Source organism: Lysinibacillus sphaericus (assembly GCF_002982115.1).
GTDB classification, from domain to species: Bacteria; Bacillota; Bacilli; order Bacillales_A; family Planococcaceae; genus Lysinibacillus; species Lysinibacillus sphaericus.
The window spans coordinates 1,970,705-1,995,374 of sequence record NZ_CP019980.1 but is presented as its reverse complement, the minus strand read 5'-3'; the positions used below and the strand labels follow the sequence as shown (position 1 = coordinate 1,995,374).

27 protein-coding genes are annotated in these 24,670 nt (G+C 38.0%); 7 read left to right on the top strand and 20 right to left on the bottom strand.

Going from position 1 to position 24,670, the window contains the following annotated elements; all coding sequences use genetic code 11:
• The first annotated feature begins 80 nt into the window (after positions 1–80).
• Positions 81–1,286, top strand: a complete 1,206-nt coding sequence (locus LS41612_RS09985; RefSeq protein ID WP_024361012.1) for a DUF418 domain-containing protein — start codon at positions 81–83, stop codon at positions 1,284–1,286.
• Positions 1,287–1,507: 221 nt separating this feature from the next.
• Positions 1,508–2,329 carry a bifunctional hydroxymethylpyrimidine kinase/phosphomethylpyrimidine kinase gene (gene thiD, locus LS41612_RS09980; protein WP_024361013.1) on the top strand — a complete coding sequence of 274 codons (822 nt, stop codon included), beginning with the start codon at positions 1,508–1,510 and terminating at the stop codon, positions 2,327–2,329.
• A 111-nt stretch (positions 2,330–2,440) separates the two neighbouring features.
• On the opposite strand, the gene LS41612_RS09975 is transcribed toward thiD, so the two are convergent.
• Complete coding sequence (locus LS41612_RS09975) at positions 2,441–2,743, bottom strand: antibiotic biosynthesis monooxygenase family protein (protein WP_024361014.1); 303 nt, start codon at positions 2,741–2,743, stop codon at positions 2,441–2,443.
• Positions 2,744–3,061: 318 nt separating this feature from the next.
• Between LS41612_RS09975 and LS41612_RS09970 the strand changes: the two genes are divergently transcribed.
• Positions 3,062–3,742, top strand: coding sequence for a response regulator transcription factor (locus LS41612_RS09970; protein ID WP_024361015.1), 681 nt, complete (start codon positions 3,062–3,064; stop codon positions 3,740–3,742).
• Complete coding sequence (locus LS41612_RS09965; RefSeq protein ID WP_024361016.1) at positions 3,732–4,970, top strand: sensor histidine kinase; 1,239 nt, start codon at positions 3,732–3,734, stop codon at positions 4,968–4,970. Before LS41612_RS09970 ends, LS41612_RS09965 begins: the two co-directional genes overlap by 11 nt.
• A gap of 68 nt (positions 4,971–5,038) precedes the next feature.
• Here LS41612_RS09965 and LS41612_RS09960 read toward each other — a convergent pair whose 3' ends face one another.
• The 11 genes from LS41612_RS09960 to LS41612_RS23300 form a co-directional block, all read right to left on the bottom strand.
• Positions 5,039–5,605 (bottom strand): ferric reductase-like transmembrane domain-containing protein, encoded by a 567-nt coding sequence (locus tag LS41612_RS09960; RefSeq protein WP_024361017.1) that lies wholly within the window; start codon positions 5,603–5,605, stop codon positions 5,039–5,041.
• Entirely contained in the window at positions 5,599–6,504 is a 906-nt protein-coding gene (locus LS41612_RS09955; RefSeq protein ID WP_024361018.1) for an FAD:protein FMN transferase, read from the bottom strand. Before LS41612_RS09955 ends, LS41612_RS09960 begins: the two co-directional genes overlap by 7 nt.
• A gap of 14 nt (positions 6,505–6,518) precedes the next feature.
• The gene (locus LS41612_RS09950; protein ID WP_024361019.1) at positions 6,519–6,758 is read right to left on the bottom strand and encodes a hypothetical protein; all 240 of its coding nucleotides are present in this window, start codon (positions 6,756–6,758) and stop codon (positions 6,519–6,521) included.
• A gap of 18 nt (positions 6,759–6,776) precedes the next feature.
• Entirely contained in the window at positions 6,777–7,445 is a 669-nt protein-coding gene (locus LS41612_RS09945; protein ID WP_024361020.1) for a copper amine oxidase N-terminal domain-containing protein, read from the bottom strand.
• A 135-nt stretch (positions 7,446–7,580) separates the two neighbouring features.
• A complete protein-coding gene (locus LS41612_RS09940) occupies positions 7,581–8,768 on the bottom strand; it encodes an MFS transporter (RefSeq protein ID WP_024361021.1) in 1,188 nt (395 codons plus the stop codon).
• A gap of 144 nt (positions 8,769–8,912) precedes the next feature.
• The gene (locus tag LS41612_RS09935; RefSeq protein WP_024361022.1) at positions 8,913–9,371 is read right to left on the bottom strand and encodes a VOC family protein; all 459 of its coding nucleotides are present in this window, start codon (positions 9,369–9,371) and stop codon (positions 8,913–8,915) included.
• A gap of 259 nt (positions 9,372–9,630) precedes the next feature.
• Positions 9,631–10,500, bottom strand: a complete 870-nt coding sequence (locus tag LS41612_RS09930; protein ID WP_024361023.1) for a metal ABC transporter permease — start codon at positions 10,498–10,500, stop codon at positions 9,631–9,633.
• Positions 10,497–11,369 (bottom strand): metal ABC transporter permease, encoded by an 873-nt coding sequence (locus LS41612_RS09925; protein WP_024361024.1) that lies wholly within the window; start codon positions 11,367–11,369, stop codon positions 10,497–10,499. The genes LS41612_RS09930 and LS41612_RS09925 overlap by 4 nt, the downstream gene beginning before the upstream one ends.
• Positions 11,363–12,112, bottom strand: coding sequence for a metal ABC transporter ATP-binding protein (locus LS41612_RS09920; protein ID WP_024361025.1), 750 nt, complete (start codon positions 12,110–12,112; stop codon positions 11,363–11,365). Before LS41612_RS09920 ends, LS41612_RS09925 begins: the two co-directional genes overlap by 7 nt.
• Positions 12,113–12,120: 8 nt before the next feature.
• A complete protein-coding gene (locus LS41612_RS09915) occupies positions 12,121–13,035 on the bottom strand; it encodes a metal ABC transporter solute-binding protein, Zn/Mn family (protein WP_024361026.1) in 915 nt (304 codons plus the stop codon).
• 674 nt (positions 13,036–13,709) lie between these two features.
• Positions 13,710–13,874, bottom strand: coding sequence for a hypothetical protein (locus tag LS41612_RS23300; RefSeq protein WP_162832707.1), 165 nt, complete (start codon positions 13,872–13,874; stop codon positions 13,710–13,712).
• Positions 13,875–14,253: 379 nt separating this feature from the next.
• Here LS41612_RS23300 and LS41612_RS09905 point away from each other — a divergent pair, with 379 nt between their 5' ends.
• Both LS41612_RS09905 and LS41612_RS09900 read left to right on the top strand, forming a co-directional pair.
• Entirely contained in the window at positions 14,254–15,279 is a 1,026-nt protein-coding gene (locus tag LS41612_RS09905) for an S-layer homology domain-containing protein (RefSeq protein WP_024361027.1), read from the top strand.
• Between the two features lie 86 nt (positions 15,280–15,365).
• Positions 15,366–15,923 carry a flavodoxin family protein gene (locus tag LS41612_RS09900; protein WP_024361028.1) on the top strand — a complete coding sequence of 186 codons (558 nt, stop codon included), beginning with the start codon at positions 15,366–15,368 and terminating at the stop codon, positions 15,921–15,923.
• 44 nt (positions 15,924–15,967) lie between these two features.
• Here the strand turns inward: LS41612_RS09900 and ade are convergent, their stop codons facing one another.
• Entirely contained in the window at positions 15,968–17,713 is a 1,746-nt protein-coding gene (gene ade, locus LS41612_RS09895) for an adenine deaminase (protein WP_024361029.1), read from the bottom strand.
• 248 nt (positions 17,714–17,961) lie between these two features.
• Positions 17,962–18,384: a pyridoxamine 5'-phosphate oxidase family protein gene (locus LS41612_RS09890; RefSeq protein ID WP_024361030.1), complete on the bottom strand. Its 423-nt coding sequence runs from the start codon at positions 18,382–18,384 to the stop codon at positions 17,962–17,964.
• A gap of 159 nt (positions 18,385–18,543) precedes the next feature.
• On the opposite strand from LS41612_RS09890, the gene LS41612_RS09885 reads away from it, so the two are divergent.
• Positions 18,544–19,170 carry a YczE/YyaS/YitT family protein gene (locus tag LS41612_RS09885; protein WP_024361031.1) on the top strand — a complete coding sequence of 209 codons (627 nt, stop codon included), beginning with the start codon at positions 18,544–18,546 and terminating at the stop codon, positions 19,168–19,170.
• A 64-nt stretch (positions 19,171–19,234) separates the two neighbouring features.
• Here the strand turns inward: LS41612_RS09885 and LS41612_RS09880 are convergent, their stop codons facing one another.
• The 6 genes from LS41612_RS09880 to LS41612_RS09855 form a co-directional block, all read right to left on the bottom strand.
• Positions 19,235–19,867 (bottom strand): 50S ribosomal protein L25/general stress protein Ctc, encoded by a 633-nt coding sequence (locus LS41612_RS09880; protein ID WP_024361032.1) that lies wholly within the window; start codon positions 19,865–19,867, stop codon positions 19,235–19,237.
• 153 nt (positions 19,868–20,020) lie between these two features.
• Positions 20,021–21,220: a staphylopine family metallophore export MFS transporter CntE gene (gene cntE, locus LS41612_RS09875; protein WP_024361033.1), complete on the bottom strand. Its 1,200-nt coding sequence runs from the start codon at positions 21,218–21,220 to the stop codon at positions 20,021–20,023.
• A complete protein-coding gene (locus tag LS41612_RS09870; protein WP_024361034.1) occupies positions 21,217–22,041 on the bottom strand; it encodes an ABC transporter ATP-binding protein in 825 nt (274 codons plus the stop codon). The genes cntE and LS41612_RS09870 overlap by 4 nt, the downstream gene beginning before the upstream one ends.
• Positions 22,035–22,907: an ABC transporter ATP-binding protein gene (locus tag LS41612_RS09865; protein ID WP_024361035.1), complete on the bottom strand. Its 873-nt coding sequence runs from the start codon at positions 22,905–22,907 to the stop codon at positions 22,035–22,037. Before LS41612_RS09865 ends, LS41612_RS09870 begins: the two co-directional genes overlap by 7 nt.
• A gap of 15 nt (positions 22,908–22,922) precedes the next feature.
• Positions 22,923–23,729: an ABC transporter permease gene (locus LS41612_RS09860; RefSeq protein ID WP_024361036.1), complete on the bottom strand. Its 807-nt coding sequence runs from the start codon at positions 23,727–23,729 to the stop codon at positions 22,923–22,925.
• Positions 23,729–24,670 carry an ABC transporter permease gene (locus LS41612_RS09855; protein WP_024361037.1) on the bottom strand — a complete coding sequence of 314 codons (942 nt, stop codon included), beginning with the start codon at positions 24,668–24,670 and terminating at the stop codon, positions 23,729–23,731. The genes LS41612_RS09860 and LS41612_RS09855 overlap by 1 nt, the downstream gene beginning before the upstream one ends.

Here is a 24,670-nt window from a genome sequence, read left to right as displayed (position 1 = left end):
ATACTCGTTTATTATTTATGAGAACGCGATGAAAATCGTTATCATTTCGTTCTATATAAACATTTTTGAGAGGTGTTTTGATGGAAAGAATAAAATTATTGGATGTTGCGAGAGGACTAGCCATAATTGGCACACTGGGAACGAATATTTGGATTTTTGGATCAGCTGGCTATTCAGTCGATTTAGATGAAACTGATATTTCAAGGATTGGTTCATATATATCTAAGTTTTCAGATTATTTGACGAACGGGAAATTTCTTGGCTTATTAACGATTATGTTCGGCATTGGCATGCAATTGAAATATGCTAGTTTCCAAAATAGGGGGCTCCCTTGGTTTAAACTGTACCTATGGTCTATGATATTGCTTTTTTTAGATGGGGTTCTTCATTTTATATTTGTTTTTGAATTTGATGTATTAATGAGTTATTCCCTAACAGGTATCCTCGTTGCATTTATTATTCAACGCTCAGAGCGAGTCATGAAAATTTGTATGTTTATTGCAGCTAGTATTCACCTTTTTCACCAAGTCGTAGAAGGTTTTCTTATGGACAAAATTATGACGACTCAACTTGCACGAACATTGTTTCCAAACAATCCATATGCCAATATAAGTGCTAATCGTAGTAGTATTGCTGAACAAGCAGCATTAGTTCGTCAGGAAAATCAATTGCTTGAGATAGCTGGATTTTCATGGTGGGAGCAAGTTGTATACAGACTAGAACATTTTTGGGTTTTACGCTCAGAAGCGATTATGATTTTACCAATGAATGTTTTTTTATTTTTACTGGGTGTCTTCCTCGTCAGAAAAGGTTTATTGAAAATGGATGAACACGGCATTCGACTGCAAAACCGCCTACTATGGATTGGATTAGGTATTGGTATCCCATTAAATGCACTATCGTTTTTTAGTACTCAATTTGTCGTTTTAGACCGCTATGTTTTTGCCCCTGTTTTATCACTGGGTTATCTCGGTCTTGTCTTTTTAATCGCCCGCCATCAAAAGTTCGTTAAAACCCAACATTATATTAGTAATGTTGGCAAAATGGCACTTACATGCTATATCGCACAAAATATCATTGCATCCTTTTTGTTCTATAATTGGGGACTTGGCCTATCCAACCATTATAGTCAACCATTAATCCACGCATCTTGGCTAGGCATTACGTTGTTTATGATTGTATTTTCTACTTTATGGTTACGAAAATATAAACAAGGTCCAGTTGAAACCATCTGGCGTAAACTTGGCAATATCCCTGTGAAACGCCATCTACAAAAATTAACGTAATCCCTTTGATTGCATAGCGCCATTAAAACATGTATGTTCTTCCTAATGGCTAGCACATACATGTTTTAATTTTTTGCTTTATCTTTAAACTGACATTATAAAAACTCTACTTTCTGGCTATTTCAAAATAACGACAATTATTATTACAATAAAGTAATATAGAATTACTTTTAAGTCATCGTCAACTAGCTTTCACGTAAAAGATGAGGAGTACACTAAACATGAAAAAAACACTGACAATTGCTGGTTCTGCCGCACGTGGCGGAGCTGGTATTCAAGCCGATTTAAAAACTTTCCAAGAACTAGGGGTGTACGGCACTTCTGCCATTACGGCCTTTGTCGCAACACATCCTCGTACTAATCAAGGCGTTTTTACGCAATCGTTAGACGTTATTGAGGCACAGCTCCATACGATTGCAACGCAAATTGGCATAGATGCTTTAAAAACAGGGATGCTATTCACCAAAGATATCATTGAGCTTGTGTCAGACTGGCTCTCTACTGTTCAGGTCAAACATGTCGTAATTGACCCCGTTATGTTCGGTAAAGTAGGAACTGCATTAATGGAAGAAGGTGCCATGTCTTCTTTAAAGGATAAACTATTACCGCATGCAACAATTATGACCCCTAATATGCCTGAAGCAGAATATTTGCTCGGTGGTAAAAAACTGACGACTGCCACTGATTTACAGGATGCTGCCCGTGATTTACATAAGCTTGGCACGCAATTTGTACTCGTAAAAGGTGGTCGTCTCGATGGTCCAGCAACAGATGTATTATATGATGGCGTACGCATGGTAACATTGGAAGCCCCACGTATTGATACTATCCATACAAATGGAGCAGGTTGTTCATATTCTGCCGCAATCACTGCTGGCTTAGCACAAGGTTTAAGTGTTGAAGAGGCTGTTATTCAAGCTAAAAAGTTTGTTACTGCTGGCATTCGTCGAGCTATACCGTTTGAAACGGTTGCTGGAGCTATTGACCATCGTGCCTATAAAGCGTTTGGTGAACATGATATTACAGTAACTCGATACTCGTAATAATGGAACATGGCTTATCGTTATTAAAAGCAAAAAAAATCCGTGTGGAGCCTTTTGCAGGCTCAGCGGATTTTTTTATTTGTGTATCGTTGAAGACGAAATGCTAATATCTTAAAAAGAATATGCACGCATAACTTGGCATATTTCTACATGATAATGACTGTACCATTTTTCTTTCCCTAGTTGTTGTGCTACAACATGTTGTGCATTGTTTTTCCACTGTTGAATCGCCTCTAACGATTCCCAATACGATACAGTAATCCCCTGCCCCTCGGCATTTCTTGTACTTGCCACACGAAGAAAACCTGACTGCTGTTTTGCTAATACTTCAATGGCATCCGCCATTTTGGCATATCCTTCGTTGTCGTCATCCGTCCGTTGTGATGTGAAAATAACTGCATAATAACTATCCATCCTTTACTCCCCCTCCTCTTTCACGACTATTGTATACGAAAAATCCTATCCATTTAATTTCAATAAGCTATGTCGTGGCAGTTCTGCAAACTTCCGCTAGTATACATTGTAGTACTACCCTTTATAATGGAGCTATGTACTATAGAACTAACTTTTAGTCATTATGCGATAGCCATTTCAATTTACTAAATGATAACTTGGTGGTTCACACTAAAGATAGCTAAATGTGAAAAAAACAAGATGATATACTATTTTTTCAGTTTGCCTTCATTTTAGCATAGTATAATAATTTGAATATGGAAACAGGAGGGAACTAAAATGAAAATATTACTGGCAGAAGATGATAGTCGACTACGTAAAAATATTGTTCATATTTTAAAAAAAGAATTCCACCATGTTGCATCTGTCGATAATGGACAAGATGCCCTGAACAATACATTTTCTGAACAGTACGATTTAGTGATTTTAGATTGGATGATGCCTCAGCTAAGTGGTATTGCTGTTTGTCAGCAGTTACGACAAAGTGGCTTTAATGGCAGTATTTTAATGCTAACTGCCAAGGACGATACAGAAGATATCATTACAGGACTTGATAGTGGCGCTGACGATTATTTAGTAAAACCCTTTAAGATGGAGGAACTGTTAGCAAGGGTGCGGGCATTACTGCGTAGAAAAAATAAAGTGATTGAGCAAGTTGTCAGAGTAGATAATTTAACCTTACAAGTCGATGCGCGGACTTTTTTGCTTAATAATACCGAAGTAGAATTAACTAAAAATGAATTTTTGCTTCTTGAATATTTATTTTTAAATAAAGGTCGTGTTCTAACGAGAGAACAAATATGCATTTATATTTGGGGCTATGATTATGATGTATCCAACAATTCATTAGATGCTTTAGTAAAGCTTGTTCGAAAAAAAATTGATGATGGGCAAGTCAAATCACGCATTCAAAATGTGCGGGGCATTGGCTATAAATTGAGGGAATCTCATGTTTCATAAAACCAGAAAAAAATTATCTTATTTGTATGCCACACTCTATTTTTTATTGTTTTCGCTGTTTATTATTGTTCTTTATTTTTCTCTCGTTAAATTGATGGAAAATCAACAAATACAAGAATTAGAAGCGTTTTATATAAAACAGGAACATGATTATTTTGAATATGCAAATGACAACAAAAAAACCGTGAGCTATGATCCAAATCGGAATTATTTTTATTATATCTATACAAACGATCATCAATTTATCCATGGGGATGAATCTGTTAGAGGGCTTAAAACACAAGTAGAAAAAGCCTTTTCGCCAGACCGTCAAGTTCACGATGTCGTACGTCGTTTCGAATGGAAAGAACAGCATTTTCTTGTACTCAAAAAACCGATTAGCTATCATGAAAAAGTAGTCGGTTATATACTGATTGGGAAATCTGTAACAACACAACATCACTTTTTTCAAAAAGCAAGTGAGTTACTGCTACTATTAGCGTGTATTTCAACGATTTTAATCGGATTACTGAGCTACTACATGGCTGGCAAAGCGATGGTTCCTATTCAATGGTCATTTGATAAACAAAAAAAGTTTGTTTCGGATGCCTCTCATGAATTGCGCACACCACTTAGTATTTTTTATAGTTCACTCGATATTTTAGAACTTGAGGAAGCAAAGCATTTAACTCCTTTTGGCAAAGAGTTAATTACAGATTTAAAAGATGAGGCCCAATTAATGAAAGCACTGCTTGATAAACTATTATTTTTAGCGCGCCACGATCAACAGCAGGGCTTAGCTCATCAAGAAGTATTACAGCTATCTACTATGCTTGAAAAAATCAGTACTAAATTTCAGAAAATTATGCCCGAACCCATTCAATTTTGCACACAAATAGAAGACAACATTGAACTACTTGGCGATGCAACAAAAATACAAGAACTGCTTTATATCCTATTAGATAATGCTATTGCCTATACAAAGCAAGGTCAGATTACATTGACACTTTCAAAACAAGCAAACCTTATCACGATTGCTCTAGCAGATAGTGGTATCGGTATACCAGAGCAGGAACTTGCCATGGTGTTTGAACGCTTTTACCGCAGTGACACTTCACGTCAACGCAATGGGACAGGGTTAGGTCTTGCCATTGCACAAGCGATTGTAGAACAGCATGGAGGAAAAATTTATGTTACGAGTACTGTAGGAAAAGGTTCAACGTTTTATATTGAATTTCCCGTTCAATAACATTTCTTAAATTGGCTTAAAAAGCAACAGCATCAGCTTATTTCCTCTCAAGAAATAAGCTGATGCTTTTATTTTGAGCTCCTTAATGCTTGTGGTACTGTTTTGTCTTTTGTCTTCCTTCCTTGGCTGACCATTCTTGCTATCAATATTGAGAGCACACAACCTGCGGACGTAAAATAGAACAGCAGGATATATATGTTGTCTGTATCACTCCCAATAAGTATGCCGTGTAAAAGAGATAGGAGCCAAGCTGGCAATACGAGAAAGTGGATCGATTTCCATATTGAGCGATTCATCGATTTCAACCATAAATCTGAAGTTAATAGTACTAATAAAAATAAGTAAAAAGCAATTATCCCAAGTCCCGAGGCAATCGGTTGATAATGAGATGAAAAAGGGAGTAGCACTTCCACTAATGCATAGGGCTGGTAGTTATCGATGATGAGCACAAACATATGCGCAACAACGGTTATTAGACCTAACCACCCCGCGTTTTGATGAACTTGGTAAATTAAATTTTTATGTGATTTGACAAACGTTGATTTTCTTAACAAACCAAATACAATAGACACTGTAAAATAAAAATATGCTAAAAACCCTAATAACCGAATCCATTCCCATGTACTTGTTAACATACTTTCTCCCCCGTCATTGCCCAGTAACCTGCTTGATTTTCTTTTACAATAAAACGTGCACTGCGGTCGCATATTGCTTCAAGCCATTGTTGCTGTTTGGTCTCATCCACTAAAAAGCAAAGTTTTGCTCCAACTTCTGCATCACATAATGATGATGTTACGACCGTTGCTTGTATTACATCCGTGATCGCAACGTTTCCTGTTTGACCATTTAATAAATGATGCTTCCTGTTTTCTCCTTGGGTCCAACTTCTATAAATTCGATTAGAGGTAGCAATAGCGCCCGAAGCCATTTTTATAGAGCTTATTTCTTTGTCCACATCATAGGGATCGGCAACACCAATCGTCCATATTTTTTCACCTGACGACCACATTTTCATATCCCCACCCCCATCTATTAAGCCGTATTCAGGAGCTATCTCCGCCTCAAGCCATTGCGCTAATTTTTCAATAGCATAGCCTTTTGCAAAACCCCCTAAATCAATTTCTTGCTGTGCTATTTTCATAACTTGTTGATTGCTTAAAAACCGAAAAGGATTACCTGCTATAATAGATTGGTTGTACATTGCCTCCTTTTCAATTGAGGTAAACGGAAAAGATTGATTGTAGCCATGTTGTTCAAGTTGTAATTTTAAATACGGTGAAAATAAACCATTTGTACGAAGATAATAGTCATTGGCCTGCACCAAACAATCGTAGAGGTCGTCACTTAATTGTAATGTTTGCCCGATTTCCAAATTATTCAATTGCCATAGTTCATTGTTCGTGCCAAACCTCGACCACTCTTGCGCTACATAACGAAGCCACTTTTCAGCTTTTTCTTTCCAATTCGTTTTGTTACTCTTTGCTATAGCTAGATAAAATTCCGTATTCATTACTTGTAATGTCAATGTATCCACTGTCATCATCCCTATCAAGTTCTTTTCGTTTTGCGCTCACTTTTGACTGCTGTTTGTTTTGTTATTTCAAAATTTGTCCAATCAAGCTGGACAAGCTCTTTCTCTTTCTTTGTCATGGCCTTCTCTTCTATTTTAGAAAATTGAGCATCAGTTGTTTCAGCTTGCGATGTGTCATTAAATTGTGATAGTAATGCAGCAGAAATAAGTACACCCGATGCGCCTAATAACCATTTTGCTTTTTTTGGATCTTTCATCGTTCTCCACGCTCCTACCTAATTTAATGGTTGACAGACAAACTGTTGATTTTCCTCTTGCCATTCGGCGATAAAGCCTAAGCCATTTGTTATGGCACTAATCGGTAAATAAAGCTCATTATTTAAATAAAAAGCATGTGCAGGTAATGGTGTTTTTACATCGTTATCGTAAGCAACATTTTTCCCTGCGCGATAAATAAGTTCATGATTGGCGTTTTGAATAACCAATATTTCACTTGTTTTGTAATAAGTCGCTGTTGCACCTAATAGCTTTGCCACTGTCTTGCCAGGTACAAATATTTCTCCGTCTTTTGGCATTGCAAACAAGTTTACCTCTTTATTTGTGCCTGTAACTTTTAATACAACTTGTTTTGAATCCGTAAAAGGTAGTGCTTCTTTATCGACAACAACGGATCTTGTCCATATATTCCATTTCCCTTTTTCATTCACAACGTTCGTTGTATCATAATTTTCGTATTGATCATCATCGTCGTCATAATCATCTTCATACTCATAATCATAGTCATCATGATCATAGTCGTCATCATGGTCATCGTATTTTTCATACTTTTCATGTTCATAACCATCGTGATCATAATCGTCATCATCTGCCTTAGCCTGCATGCCATTCGTTAATAAACCTACTACCAATAAACTAACTGCTACACTTATTTTTTTGTTTTTCATTTCCTTCACTCCTTCCATCATTAATAGTAGGACATGAAAATGATAGGAAACTGAATTTTCCCATATAAAAAACAAAAAAAGCTATTTCCACATACAGATTGACCTGTAAATAGAAATAACTTGTCATTGTAACGCTTAATGTGCGTGTAAAATCACCTTTCTTTTCTTCGAGAAAAGGAAAAAAGTTACGGTTAAACTTAAACTAATCATACCAAAAACAATACCCATTCCACTTAAGCCGATTAAATCAAGCATCATACCTGTTGACAACAGCACAATTTGGAACACAACCGAGTCAATCATATTGCGGAAGGAAAAGAATCGCCCGTGGTATTCTTTCGGTACTTGTTTTTGAAAAATCACCATCGTTGTTGGGAAAAAGCAACCGACAGAAAAACCAAATAGTCCGAATGTTAATAAAGCAAAGAACGTACTATCCGCTAGCAATAACATGAGCTCCATTAAGCCAATAATCAATGCAAGTCCGAATAATAATGTCCCTATTTTGACGCGCTCAGCAATATATTTGAGCCCCGCAGCCCCTAACATAAAGCCAATTCCTTCAACTGTATATAATAAACCAGAAATAGTCGTGGACTCATGCATTTCAGTGATTTTCATAATGACTAGATTAAAAGAGCCCAAAAATAATGTCGGAATTAACATTAAAACGAGTGTCATTAATACGACCGGATGCTCCTTTAGCATCGGGTACACGTCCTTAAATCTACCTTTTTCCTTGTCATTGACAGATACATTTACCGCTTCATCAAGCTTTAAACTATTTGTAATAAAATACATGATAATATACACAATTAGTGAAACAATATATAACCATTTCAACTCAAAATAGCTTAACATTAAGCCCGCTGCAGCGGTTCCGACAATTCTTGAAATCGTTCGAGCATTCATTTGCCATGCATTCAAAGTCATTAAATCTTTATCTTTGACAACTAATGGTATAATGGACTGTAAAGCAGGCATATAAAAGGCTGCTGCAATTTGTAACGTGATTAAAAATAATATCATCCATATTACAGAGTTGGTATACAGTGCAATAAACATAAAGAACACACTTAGAATACGACCTACACTCGCAAACTGAATAACTGTTTTTTTCTTTGATTGGTCAATCAACCGCCCTGCGAGTGGTGCGACAACAAGACCAGCTAATATACCAATTGAAATAATTAATGATTTATGGAAATCTGACGGCACGACTTTTTGCATAAATGCTAAGTTGCCAATAATTCCAGCCCATAAGCCAAGACCTACTACAAATTCACCTAATAAAATAATCCAAACATTACGTTTTCCCCACATGCTGTCTCCCCTCGTTGCCCAATATTAAATTTTTATAACATCCATCGTAACAAAATTATAAATAATCGTACATATAATTTTACAAATCTGGTATTTTATCGACGTGTGCAAACTCCTTTATTCTTGATTTATGTATCACTTTCGCTACTTATCCCTGTTGTACCATGTTGCTAAAGACATCATTGGAAATTCTTCAGCAACATCCAATCTTAATGGCGTAATTAGCTCAATAGAATTGCCATCTGGATCGGCAAAATAGATTGCCGCATGGGCATGTGGATGATTGGGTAAGACGAGCGGCTGTTGTGAGGGCGTAAAGCCAAATGCTGTTTTTATTTCAATACCAATGGATTGTAACCATTGTTTCACTCGTCCTGCATCCTCTTCGTCGATTTTAAAAGCGAGATGTCGAATAGACGGATGGTAGTCTAATTGCGCTTCCTTACATTCCCACAAACCTATCCAACTTTGTCCTTTGACAATCCAGAAAAAGGCGAATTGCTGTTGCACATAAGCTAATTCAAGCCCTAGCTTTTCATAAAATATAATGGATTGTTGTAAATCGCTAACGGGTAAATGTGCTTCATATAATCCTTTTATCATGTGATCTCCCCTTATGATGAATGACAAAAGTATACTATTTTTTGAAAAAGGGAAAATCGTGCAAAAGGATGAAATATGCTTTTTTATAGTAATTAGCGGGGTAGCTAGCGTACAGATGTGTTACTACACTGTCAAACAAAATAAAGAGATGGGTTTTAAAAGCCCCATCTCTCCCTCTTTATTTACTATCTAAAGTGACTATCCCTTAACATATGTCAAAATTCGGAGTCAAGCAGCACCTTTCACAATGTCTTACACTTTAAGCCCCTTCTAATTTACTAACAAGTGCTTTTCGTTTATAGTCCATAAATTTTTGAACGCATAACGTCATGATAAATAATAGACCGACCGCCGTAGCCATCATACCTGCAATGGACGTGTCCCAAAATTTAGCCAAATAATAACCAATAATCGCCGCTGCCCCTCCATATAACATACTGAATAGGAACATCTGTTTAATTGATTTACTAATTAAATTGGCTGTGGCAGCAGGCCCGATTAACATCGCCACTACTAAAATTGCTCCAACACTATCAAATGCTGCAACAGTTGTAAAGGAAACGGATGTCATAAAACCATAATGTAAGAAAAGTATTGGCACACCAATGGACGCTGCATAAACGCTATCAAAGGTTGCAAGCTTCATTTCCTTAAAGAATAATAATAGGAACCCTATATTAATGAATAATACAAGCAATAGTATCCAGACAGCTTTTGGCATTGTTATGGCAAAGAACGTCCATTTATCCCAAGGAACAAATGCGATTTCGCCCATTAAGATATGCTCAACATCTAAATGCACATGGCTAGCAAACAATGTAATTAGCAGAACACCTGCAGCAAATAACGTCGTAAAGACAACACCTATTGCAGCATCTTGCTGTATACCTGAAGAATGTAATAACTGCACTAAGTATGCCGTTAAAATGCCAGCAACCGCTGCACCTAATAGCATCCAAAATCCGTTTAATGTTTGCGTAATGATAAATGCCATCACAATCCCAAACAGCACCGTATGGCTAATAGCATCTGCGATCATCGACATTTTACGTAATATTAAAAAAACGCCAGCCATCCCACATGTAATACCAACCAAAAGACCCGTGATTATGACCCATAATTCAATCATCCTACTTCACCTTGCTTTCGAAACTGTTTTTTTCTAAAGTACTTATACATTTGCCCTGCTGGACTAAATAAATAAGATAAAAAGAAAATGGCAGCAGCTACTAAAACAATTAAAGGTCCTGTTGATAAGCCTGTACGCGTAGAACTAATAAAGGTTCCAACAATCCCTGACACACCACCTATTACTGCACTAACTACAAGCATTGAACTTAGCTTCCTTGTCCATAATTTGGCACTAACAGCAGGAATGATTAACAACGCTGACATTAAAATAACACCGACTGATTGAATGCCCGTTACAATTGTCATTACAATCAAAACGGTTAACGTCGCCTTTAACGCTTCAATCGGTAAGCCTATCCCCTTTGCATACATGGGATCAAAGATTAATAGTTTCCATTCCTTATAAAATAACAAACTAACTATTATAATAATTGTTGCACTTAAAAACAGCCATGTTAAATCCGCTTTTGTCATTGTTGCCGCTTTACCAAAAATAAAATTGTTAAGGCCACTCTGATTTCCTAGCGGGCTATGATTGACAACCGTTAAAAATACAACACCTACCCCGAAAAATACCGTTAGCACTAAACCAATAGCAGCATCTGCTTTCATTTTCGAAAATGAAACAATCCATTGGATACAGTAGACAGACAAAGCTGATGTTATACCTGCCCCAAGCATTAATATAGGTAAATCTTTTTGCCCTGTTAATAAAAATGCTAAGGCAATACCAGGTAATGCTGCATGTGCTGCAGCATCACCCACTAAACTTTGTTTTTGAAGAAAGGAAAAAGTACCTGTTATTCCAGCAGCAATCCCAAGCAACATCGTACCCATTAATACCCAAAGCAAGTTTCCCGTTAACATAGGCTGTTCGCTCCTAACATGTCTTGCATCATGAATAGTTTGCCACCGTATGTTTTTTGTAATTGTTCTGGTGTAAAAACTTCTTCCGTTGCACCGGATGCTAATATCGTTTTATTTAATAAAATTGTGTAATCAAAATATTCTTTTACTGTTTGTAAATCATGATGAACGACAAATATACTTTTTCCTTGTGCCTTTAAGCTTTTTAAAATATCAATAATTGTTTTTTCAGTAGCGGCATCAACACCAGCAAATGGCTCATCTAAGAAATAGATAGTAGCATTTTGTGCTAAAGCCCGTGCTAAAAATACACGTTGTTGTTGACCTCCTGATAATTGACCAATGGAACGCTGTGCAAAATCTTGCATGCCTACACTTTCCAAAGCTTGCTTTGCTAAAAGCTTATCTTGTTTAGATGGTCTTTTAAACAATCCAGTATGTCCGTATCTTCCCATTAGCACAATATCTAGTGCATTCGTTGGGAAATCCCAATCAACGGCATTGCGCTGTGGGACGTATCCCACGACTAAACTTTTTGGATCGAATAGCTTTCCTAGTATCTCTACTTTTCCTACCTTGTTTGGTAATTGATTTAATATCGCTTTTAAGAACGTCGATTTTCCCGCTCCATTTGGCCCAATAATTGCTGTAAGCCGACCGCTAGGCACTGTGACGTTGGCATTTTCTAAAACTGTTTTCTTATCATAAGCAACCGATAAATTTTCTACAGTTAATGCATTCATTTTTTCACCTACTTTAATGCATCGACAATAGTGTCGATGTTATGTTGATACATCCCAACGTATGTGCCTTCTTCTGTTCCTTCAGCGCCCATTGCATCTGAGAATAATTCGCCACCAATGGCAACTTCATGCCCTTTTTGTTTTGCCCCTTCAATAACAGCTTTCATCGCTTTATCAGAAACACTTGACTCTACAAAAATTGCTTTAATTTTGTTATCTACTAAAAAGTCCACCATTTCTTGAACGTCTTTCACACCATATTCAGCTTCTGTACTTAGCCCCTGTAAGCCGCGAACTTCAAATCCTTGGCTCTCTCCGAAATAGTTGAACGCATCATGTGCTGTTACTAATATTCGTTGCTTATCTGGCACTTCACTAATGCGCTTTTTAGCATACGCTTGTAGTTCATCTAATTTTTCCAAATACGTTTTTTCATTTGCTTTAAAGTCATCTTTAAACGTTGGATATTCTGCTACAAGCGTTTTCGTTACAGCATCCACAACTTGTTTCCATAAGTCAATGTTAAACCAAATATGCGGATCATGTAGAAGCCCTTCATCTTCACTATCGAGTAGATTTGCTTTATCCAACTTATCCCCGACAGCTAGCACAGTTTTATCTTTGGACATTTGATCAAAGATATCGAGCATTTGTCCTTCTAATTGTAGACCGTTATAAAAAATAACTTCGGCGTTTTCTAACTTCGATAAATCGCTCTGTGTTGCTTTATATAAATGTGGATCTACACCAGGCCCCATCAATGCCGAAACAGTTAAATGGTCACCGCCAATTTCTTTAATCACATCGGCAATATGCCCCGTTGTTGCAACAACGACTCCTTCTTTTTTTTCCGTTGCGCTATTTTCTGCGCTACAACCGAAAAGTAACATCATTAAAACCATTACACCTAAAAAACGTTTCATTACCATTACCGTCGTCAAAACCTTATAAAACGCTATAGCGTTTCGTTTACTTCTTACACCATTGAGCCTGAGATTTTGCCGAAGCTACTATCTTTATTAGCATTGTGGTGCAACGAATCCTTCATTTTAACCGTATAATGTGCGATTAATCGACTAACGGTAAAGCTTATTGGGAAGCCAGTATGAGTCCAAGCTTACCCCATCACATTGATAGATTCTTTCCATTGTGGATGCTTTTTTATGAGCTTGTCACTGCAAATTTCTAAAGAAGGATAACACTTAACTGTTTCTATCAAAAAATATTGTGTGCATTTAATTGCTATTGTCTTTTGAATTTCACACAGCTTCTGTTGCCCAATGCCTTGCGAAAGATGTCTATTTTTTATCAGCCTCTTGTTCAACTGCAACTTTAATTGGTGGCTTAATTTTCCCACTCTTAGTCGTGTTCTGCTGAAGATGATGATGCGGTTATTCGTTTAATTACATGGAAGTAAACGTATTACTATGAGTTGTTTTATAATGTTGCTTGTTTTGACGAAACGGTTTCCCTCCTTATACTTTTTATAATTTTCGAGAGACGCTTTCGCAGCAACTTGCGTAAACATTTCTCCATTTTCCGTTTGGACAGATGTGTATTTCATCTTTTTTCTAATCACGCCGCTTTGTATGGCGTATTAATTATTTATCATGAATTTTTTCATAAGCTGTTTCCAGCCCATCCAAAATATAATGATTGAAATCGCTACACCAACTGATTGGGTCATTTTCCATAACATCGTCAAAAACACTAGTATGCCTAGCGGAAGAATTGTTAGTTTCAAATCATCTAACTCTTTCATACAGTCACTCTTCTTTCGTTTGCGATATTTTGTTTCCCTTAGGAAAAATATATGCTTAATGAAAAGAAATTTCAACTGTTTTATAAAAATTTCTTTTAAAAAATTTTTTTCTTGCACACATTTTTTATGCGCCCATCATAAATCACCTTTACTTTTTGTGCATCGTTTTATAAAAAATAGAGATGGCTATCCAGTTGTAACGGTGTAAAAGCTATAGTTGAAAATCGCTGATATCTTCCGTTATATCGTTCGTACAATGTAGCCCATCATATTCACTAGTAAAATTGACATGATCTTGAATTATTTGATAGAAACATTTGCAGTTTCCATCTATATCCTGCAAACTAAATATAATTACAGCTAGAAAGGAAGTATGATAATGAAACAATTAGTGTGTATATTATTGCTTTCATTACTTATCGTTGCTGGGAACTACAAAGTGGAGGCAGCCGGTTTTTCAGATGTAACGGAAGACCATTTTGCTTACGAGGCGGTTTTGTGGGCAGAAGAATATGACATTATCGATGGCTATGCGGACGGTACCTTCAAGCCGAATGCAACCATTACGGAGCAACAATTTGCAAAGTTACTTGCTAATTATTACGAACTAGAGTCCCCATATGATGAGTTAAAAAAGCAGACTACTGCTGGGAACTGGGCAGATGAGTATTATAATCGCCTAGCTAGTTACGGTGTACCGCTCAACGGGTATTTTCATAACAATATTCGAGCAACGGCAATAAAACGTGGTGTCGTTGCACAAGCAATCACCCACCTTGCAGAGGGCAAACGCGGTCTTAATGAATCCATTCAATTTTTACTTGATTCCTATATTTCCACTGGACAAAACCCCAAGTATGAAAATCGTGATTTACAAAAGTTTTTTGGCGTTGCAAACCATATGACACGCGCGCAAGTTGTGACATTGCTTCACCGCATGGATTCAAGGAATTTTTATACGATTTCTGATGATGCACAAAACATTCACGAAAACCAAAGTAACGTTTCATTAAATGCACGAGCGATTAATGGGCAAAGGCAACTCGATAAATCCATGCAACAAGTAGCACCATCTAATAGTGCATGGGAAGGGACGTATACGTATTATTATAAATGGGGCAAAGGAGCGACTGATTTTAATCGCCGTGATGCTATTATTTCAAATGCTACAAGCAAGAGCTTCAACATTTCTTTGACAGCAAGCGATGGACAACAGTCTGGTAGCGTAGAAGGTACAGCTACCATCACGTCTAGCACAAAGGCTATCATGAACAAATCAGACGATGGAAACCGCTGTGTGCTTGAATTTGAACAACTAAAAAATGCACTTAAAATTATTGAAGTAGATTGCCGTTTTGCACATGATGAAGGAACGAACTTTTCAGGCACATTAAAAAAGCAATAAACAAAGGCGGAATATTAACGTCCAATGAAAATACGATAGGTAGAAGTAGCATACACTATGCTTAATTTGATTTGAGGAGGAATAACATGCACATTACCGCTTTGTATGGTAGCTCCAGACAACACAGCAATAGTGAGGAACTTGCCAACTATGTATTAGAAGGGATCTCCCATGAAAAGTTATATTTAAAGGACTTGAATATTGTACCTATTCATGATTTACGCCATGATGCACAAGGCTTTCAGTATGTAGAGGATGATTACGACCATATTATTCAAGCATTACTGACAAGTGATATCGTTCTTTTTGCCACGCCGATTTATTGGTATAGCATGTCTGGAATCATGAAAAATGTGATTGACCGTCTGAGTCATGCCATTCGTGATGAGCGTTTTCCACAGTTGAAAGAACAGCTACAGACAACAGAAGCGATTGTGCTTGCTGTTGGTGGCGATGATCCACGAATAAAAGGCTTACCGATGATTCAACAATTCCACTATATTTTTAACTTTTTAAATATGCCTTTTTCATCATACATTATCGGAAAAGCCAATAAACCTGGTGACATAGCGCAAGATGCATTAGCTCTGACACAAGCAACATTGCTAAATAAACAGCTTCAAGCCCGCACCACCTCCAAATGAACAAACGACCTGAATGCATGAAGCTTTCAGGTCGTTTTTTATAGCTATGCCTCTACTGAAATATGTTGGAACGTTGTCACATCAAATAACCCTGTATCCGTTAACTTTAAGGCTGGAATAACAGGTAGTGCCACAAACGAAAACGTTAAAAGAAAATGGAAATCTAAATGAGGATTAAGTTCATGAAGTGCATTGTGTAGACTTGCTAATTGGCTTTTAGCTTCAGCTGCCGTTACATCCGTCATTAATCCACCGATTGTTAGCGGCATTTCTGCTAGAATTTGACCGTCAGCCACAATAACAAAGCCACCTTGAATTTCTTGAATACGCTTGAGGGCCATTACCATATCTGCATCATTCGTTCCAATAACTAACGCATTGTGTGAGTCGTGGGCTACCGTTGTTGCAACTGCTCCCTTTTGCAAACCGAAACCTTTCACGATACCTAGCCCTGTCGTATGCAATTGATGATGGCGCTCAATGACAGCAAGCTTTAGTAAATCCTGCTCTACAGATGGTACAAACACACCATCTGTGACAGGTACCTCTACGACCAAATGATTTGTAATCAGTTGGTTAGGAACAATTTCCATAACATTGGCTGTCGTGCCTTTTGTAAACGGAATGGCAAGCATATCAGTTGTCATGGCTGGCAAATGGACAGATTGATGGATATGTGCCGGCACTTTTGGTTGCGCACGAGCTGTTAACATTTCACCATTTTCAGCGACTTTGATTCCATCTTTCCAGACCGCTTTTGCACGCATTTCCTTTATATCTTCTACTACTATAAAGTCTGCTTTATAGCCCGGTGCTAAAACACCCCGATCGTATAATCGATAGCACTCTGCTACATTAATGGTCGCTAATTGAATGGCTTGCAATGGTTCCATCCCTTCTGCAATGGCCATTTTTACGTCAAAGTTAATGCTACCTTCATCCATTAATTCATCGACATACTTGTCATCGGTGCAAAAACCGAATCGACGGGCATTTACTGTATTTACTGCTGGTAATAAGTCACGTAAATTTTTTGCTGCGGAGCCTTCACGAATTAATACGTACATTCCTTGCTCTATACGGTTTAACGCCTCTTCTGCTGTCACACATTCATGGTCGGTATGAATACCTGCCACACGGTAGCCTGTAATTTGCGCGCTTGTTAAGCCTGCACAATGGCCATCTACAACTAGATTTGCTTGTTGGGCTAACAAGATTTTTTCAAGCATACTGGCTTCGCCGTTTAACACAGCAGGAAAATCCATCACCTCTGCCAGACCACGAACATGGTCATTGGTCATAAAGGGTGCTAAATCTTTTGCTGTCAAAGTTGCACCTGCATGTTCAAAATGAGTGCCAGGCACACTTGACGGTAACATAACGAAAATATCCATTTCAGCTTTTTTAGCATCATCTAGCATAAACTGAATACCTTCTGCACCTGCGACATTAGCAATCTCATGTGGATCTGTGATAACTGTCGTAACACCATGAGGAACAAGGACACGACTAAATTCAGCTGGTGTAAGCATAGAAGATTCAATATGTATATGCCCATCAATTAACCCAGGAATTACATAATGACCCGCAGCATCTTCCTCATTATTAGCAGTAAAATGATTTTGGGTATCGAGGGCGATAATTTGCCCATTTTTCACAACAACATCGGCCTTTTTCCAAGTTAATGTAAAAACATCGGCAACAAGGGCATTGCGCAAAATAAAATCCGCCTCTAGTTTCCCCTGTGATGCGATTATGTTATTTGTTAGTTGCTGTAGTTTTTCTACCATATTGAGCACACTCCCTTTTTATTTATGACCTATCATGCATGAATACTGAAGGAGATTCAAGTCATGAAGATTGTTTCACCTTCTATTTCCTTGTCACAATGCCTTCAATAGGATAATTTCCTCACCATTATAAACTAGTTCTTACGCTTGAAGCCGTTAGCGGTAAAGTTCTTGAGTGGAACGGAGGGGATGACTCCTATAGGTGTGCACTATGGTAGGTACTTTGCGGTATAAAAAACGACCATCTATCAATGGTCGTTTGTAAATTCTAACTCTTTTGGTGGCTCACCTTTTTTGTTCATCAATCGCATACGAATGGGTTCAATTTTAAGTGTTACCATTTCATCTTTATTGCCAATGAAAATTCCTGTGAAAAATTCTGCTAATTTATTTTTCAAACCTTCCTCTTGAATTTCCGTTAACTTCCCTTCTATCTCAACAAAGGTATCACCAAATCCCCCATTGTCGTAGCCATATAAAATATGTGTATACGGATTTTTCGATAGCTCCTCGATTTTCTCCGAATGCTTATTTGTTACGGTATACAACACGAAGTCTTCATTTTGGAATGTCATATAACGTGAATACGGCTTGCCATTTTCAACGGTTGCCATCGTTCCTATTTTTTCTCGATTTAATACTTCTAAAATTTCATCACGTACCGAAGTCATTTCATCCCATCCTTTCATATTGTTATTTTACCCCTCCATCCATAAGCTAAACCCGCATTTTTTGAAAAATATGAAATGACTATTTTCGAGGTTTTTTCAAAACTATTGCTATAATGTTTTGTTAGACAACATGAATTTTTTAGAATGAGGGTATTCAAAATGAAACAAGCTTTTTTTACACGATGTCTGTTTTTCATCGTTGGCATTATCGTATTATCATTTGGCGTCACGTTAACGATTAAAGGGCAATTGTTTGGCGTTGGTTCATGGGATGTCTTACATATAGGTCTAGCCAAAACGTTTGGTCTAACGATTGGCACTTGGTCCATCCTCATTGGCTTAGCCATTTTAGCTTTTGATATGTTAGTGACGAAGAAGTTTCCTTTGCCAGGTACATTTGTAGATATGTTTTTAGCTGGTATTTTTATTGATATCTTCAACTTCTGGCTTCCTGATATTGAGGGTTTTTGGATGCAATTATTTGCTTACCTCACTGGATTGCTATTACTTGGCTGGGGCTGTGGTATGTATATGGTAGCTAATTTAGGAATTGGCCCACGAGATACATTAATGCTTTTGATGGTTCATAAGCTTGGCTGGAGTGTCACACGTGCTCGTACTTTGATGGAAGTAACAGTAGCGATCATCGGCTTTTTCCTCGGAGGCCCTATTGGTGTAGGAACAGTCCTAATGGCTTTTGGTCTAGGCCCTATTGTACAAGTAGCATTAGCCTATAACGAGAAATTATTTACAAAATGGACTGGTGTGAAGAGCGCGATTATTTAAAATCATACAAATGAAAAAAGGAGCCTTTTATGGCTCCTTTTTAGTTACAAGGATACTACACTTTTTATTCCCTCGGCTCAGCTGTATTTTGTCCCGTTGCTTCTATTACCTCAGGCGTACCATCTACTGTTTCCTCTTGCTCATTTTCTGCTGGTGGTGGTGTAATGGTCACTAATGTATAGTCATCTTCATTGAGAATTTCAAAATGGAAGTTTTGACGAATATCCCCCACATACAGCGAAGTCCCAATAGCAACATTGGTTACATCGATTTCTATCGTTTCTGGTATTTCCGATGGCTGTACTTTAATGCGTATATCACGATTTGGTTGTAACAGGAAACCACCATCTTTTACACCTATCGCTTCCCCTACAACGGAAACAGGAATATCGACTTCTAGCTCCTCTGACATATTGATTGATTTAAAGTCAACATGCTTCACATGACCTTTTAATGCACAGCGTTGAACTTCATTTAACACGGCATTTATTTTCTTGCCTTCCACATCTAATTGAAAGACACTTTTACTACCGATTTCACTTAACACTTTCGCAAACATTCTTGCGTCAAGTGAAATCGACGTCGGCTCCATTTGATAGCCGTAAACAATGCCAGGAATGGCACCACTTTGTCTTAGTTTAGTTAGTGTTGAACGTTGTCCTTTATGACGGGTTGTAGCATTTAAAATGGTACTCATTAGCATTTTCCCCTTTCGTGAAAACTAGTCTCATAAAAGGTTTTGCCCGTTATGTTGATTTTTATACCTTTCATACGATTAACTATTCTTTTCTACTTCTAAAATTTTGTCATTAATAAGCTATTTTTTCCTTCAACTTGCTAAAAGCACTCATTAGCTCTTTGTCGCGATTCGATGCTCATACATTCCCGTCATTTGACGTTTAAGAAGAACAAGTATTAGCGCTATTCCTGCTATTATTGTGCACATCATAAACATCATGGCATATGAAGTGAATTGCACAACGAAGCCCATGAAAAAGCTACCTGCCCCAAAACCTAAATCATATGTAGCTAAATAGAGCCCTAGCAATGTGTAACGCGCTTCCTTTGGTATAGCAAAGGACATATATGTAGTAACCGTTGGATAGAGCATTGCCGATGCTAAACCATTAAAAATAGCGGACATATAAACGAATGACCCAAGCATGGGTAACATGGCAAGTAATGTCGTACCGAGCATTGAACTGATTAAAACTATCGAGATAAACATTGGATGCCATTTACCATCAGAAGGGATATATTGGCGGCATAAAAAACGGCTACCGACAACGACAATTGCCTGTAAAAATAAATATAGCGCTGGATTGGCAATACCTTCCGTTAGCATATAAAGTGGTACAAAAGTAGAAATAGCTCCAAATACGGCAGCGCCTATTGCCATGACAATAGCTGAGAGCATTAGCCCTTTATGCTGTTTTGTACGCTTTAAAGCATAAAGCATGTCGTTAAGTGAAATCCGTTGTTTTGCTGCTTTTATTTTCGGTAAAGGCGAACGAATAAAGCAAAATAATGGTGCGATTGCTAAAAAGACAATAAATGCCAGTAAATAATGCAGTTCAAACTGGCTCCAAAGTAACAATGCTACTGCCGGCCCGTAAATTGCAGGCATTACGGTGGATAAGGAATACATCGACATCCCCTGCCCACGATCTTCATCTTGTAACACATCTGCTATGCCAAGTTGCATGGCCATCGAGAAAAAGGCTGTGATGACGCCTTGTAGTATCCGCACAATATAGAGACTATCAATGCCAAATACGACATAAATAAGTAATGCTACCGCGTGGGCTAGTAATAGCCATTTCATAATAGTATATGGACTATGTTGTGCTACCATCTGCCCAGCAAATGGACGTAAAAACATACAGACAAGCATATACATCGCCATCATCACACCGATTTGACTTTCTTTAAAGCCTCCCGCTGCTGCCTGAACAGGAAAAATAACGGTTAATACGGCATTTGCCGTAAAGAAAAACATAGCGAGTCCATACATTTGGAGCATGCGGCCCGATAATGGACGATACCTCATGAAACATGCTCCTCTCGATCAAATCCTTGCGGTTGAGAAGGATGCTTACAAGGAATCGGTAATCTTGCTGCTAATAGTCGTCTACTTACTGGATGTGTCATGTTGTCAATTTGTGTTACATCGCTTACAAACTCGACAATTTCCCCTTTATCCATCACAGCTACTTCATCAGCAAATAACTGTACTGCATGTAAGTCATGGGTAATAAAGAAGTAACTAAACCCTTTTTCCCGCTGTAACTGTTTCAGTAGTTTTAATATACTTATCTGCACAAGTAAATCTAGGCTATTGATAGATTCATCGAGGACTATTAGTTTAGGATCGGTTGCAATGGCTCTTGCTATCGTCACACGCTGTAATTGCCCCCCACTTAATTGATGCGGATATTTATCGGCATCTCTTGGGGCTAATCCAACTTGTACAAGTAACTGTTCGATTTTCTTTACTCGTTCTGCCTTCGATAGTGATAGGTGAAGTTCCATTGGTTCCGCAATAATGTCCTTTATTTTCATTTTCGGATTGACCGCACTTTGGCAATCTTGAAAAACCACTTGTATATTTTTTTGTAACAGTTTTTTTGACGCTTTCACTGTCGTACACACATTCAAGTTATCAAATAGAATCGCGCCACAATCTGGTTGTTCTATCCCTAATACAAGCTTGCCAAGCGTTGTTTTCCCGCTACCACTTTCACCGACAATTGCTAAGCATACACCCTGTCGAAGTGTTAATGTCACATCTTTCACAGCCTGTATTCTTTCTTTTATACGAAACCAGCCTTTTTGCTGATAGCATTTTGAAACATGTTGTATCATTAACATGATGTTTCCTCCTGTCTTACCCAGTGACCTTGCCTATATTCATATAATTCACCGCTTACTTCCCCCGTCCATGCATCCACTAATTGTTCAAGCGAGTATTTATTATCCTTCGCTGCTAATAGTGCTTGTGTATAGGAATGAACAGGCTCCACTAAAATACAGTTAGCAGGACCATATTCCATAATTTGCCCTCGGCGCATAACCACAATGATATCCGCCATTTTGGCAATTACGCCTAAATCATGTGAGACAATCAGCATACTTGTATTTGTTTGCTGTTGATATAATGCTAATTCCTCTAAAATCTCAAGTTGTGTCAACGTATCTAGAGCTGTCGTTGGTTCATCGGCTAATAACAGCTTTGGGCTAAGACTCGCTGCAAGAGCAATCATAATGCGTTGGAGCATCCCACCACTTAATTCATGTGGATATTTTTTTAAAATTGATGGATCCGGTAGTTGAAAGCGCGCTAGTTGTTGTGCGGCTAATTTTAGTGCCTGTTGTTTTTTCACAGGGGTATGTGCTTGCATCGTTTCAACGAAATGATCGCCAACTGTAACCAAAGGGTTAAACATAGCCATCGGATTTTGCATAATAAGCGCAATATCATTACCTCGAAGCTGTCGCATTTCTTGCTCGTCCATGGCTAATAATGAACGTCCTTCAAATAAAATATCACCATTATAGCGTCTAGAATCCCGAAATAGTTGCATAACTGCATGACACAACATCGTTTTACCACTGCCACTCTCTCCAACTATACCGACTGTTTGACCAGCAGGAATCATCATACTAGCATCTCGTACGACTTGTTTTTCCCCATTCTCGGTTTGTATCCAAATAGAAAGTTGTTGTATTTCTAACATGTCACGACCTCCCTTCTATATTGCTTTTGGATCCATTGCCTCTCGAAGTGCATCGCCAAACCAATTCAAAATCAAAACGGTGAATGAAATCATAATACCTGGTAGAAACATGAGCATCGGATGACTCATCAAATACGTTTTACTATCGCTAATCATCATGCCCCATTCTGCCATCGGTGCTGACACCCCTAAACCTAAAAATGACAACTCAGAAATAAGTAAAATCGTTGAGCCAAGACCAATTAATTTCAATAAAAAAATTTGTGGGAATACAAAAGGTATAATATGTCTTATCATAATTTTCCATTTTGGAACTCCTATTGTACGTGCATACTGTACATACGTACTTTCTTTTAATGACCGCACCATGTTGCGAATAATCCGTGCAAAGCCCACCCATGACACAAGCACAATGGCGATAAACATATTACGTATACCGCCACCAAGCGCTCCAACAATTACAAGTGCAAATACGAAATCAGGAATCGCTAGAAAAATGTCGCAAAGGCGCATTAACACTAAATCGATAATACCTCCAACATAACCAGCAAGCAGCCCGACAAACATGCTAATAAACAATGTTACGACAAGTACACTCAACGCGATGAAAAGAGATACTCGTGCCCCATATAATAAACGCGATAACACACAGCGCCCTAAATAATCGGTACCTAATGGATAGTCAGTAGAAAAACCTTGTAATTTCAATGCCATATTGGTCGCATAAGGATCATTTGGGGCAAGCCACGGTGCAAATATTGCCATGGCAATCAGCAATAACACAAGCACACTACTACTAATAAGCGCTATTTTCTTTTTCATTATGCTCCGTCTCCTTTTAACCTTACCCTTGGATCAACAAGTGCACACAATAGATCTGCAACAAAATTAAAGACGATGTAAAGCCCACCAATCATTACGATAAAGCCTTGTAGCACAAAATAATCTCTAGCAAACATCGACTCTACAACAAATCGTCCTACTCCTGATATTGTAAAAACAATTTCAATAATAGCCGCTCCCCCAAGCAATCCACCACATGTCATAGCAAGCGAGGTAACGAGCTGTGGTAAAATCCCTTTCACAACATGCCTCCGTATAATGACCGACTCTTTCACACCGCGGGCTCTTGCAAAGACTACATGTGGTTTATTGATTTCTTCCAGCATGCTGGATCGAATGAGCCGAATGTAGTAAGGAATAAAACCGAGTGCAAGCGTTCCAGCAGGCAAAATGACATGTGCAAAACTACCCCACCCCATTAGAGGAAGCAATCCCCATTTTAATGCCACGATATAGACAAAAACAAAAGCAAGCCAGAAGCTCGGCATAGATGCGAGTGTAAAAATAAACGAACGACTAAGCCAATCGATAAACCCACCTCGCTTAGTAGCAGACCAAATACCAACCGTCAAACTAACCGTAACAATCATAATAAAGGCGGTTGCTGCAAGTGTCAGCGTGACATGAAAACGTTGCAAAATTTCTGCTGTTACTGACTTTTTCGATACAAATGATTCACCAAAATCCAACGTCATAGCATCCACCAACCAAGTACTATATTGCACGAGTAAGGGACGATTATAGCCCTCTTCCTCACGCATGGATGCAAGTGCTTCTTCTGATATTGGAATTTGATTCATTGTAAAATAGGCTTCCACTGGATCTACTGGAATAACACGAATTAACCCAAATGCTATAATGGTCATACCAAAAAACGCCAGTAACATACTACCCAATCGCTTCGCTAAAAATCGCCCCAT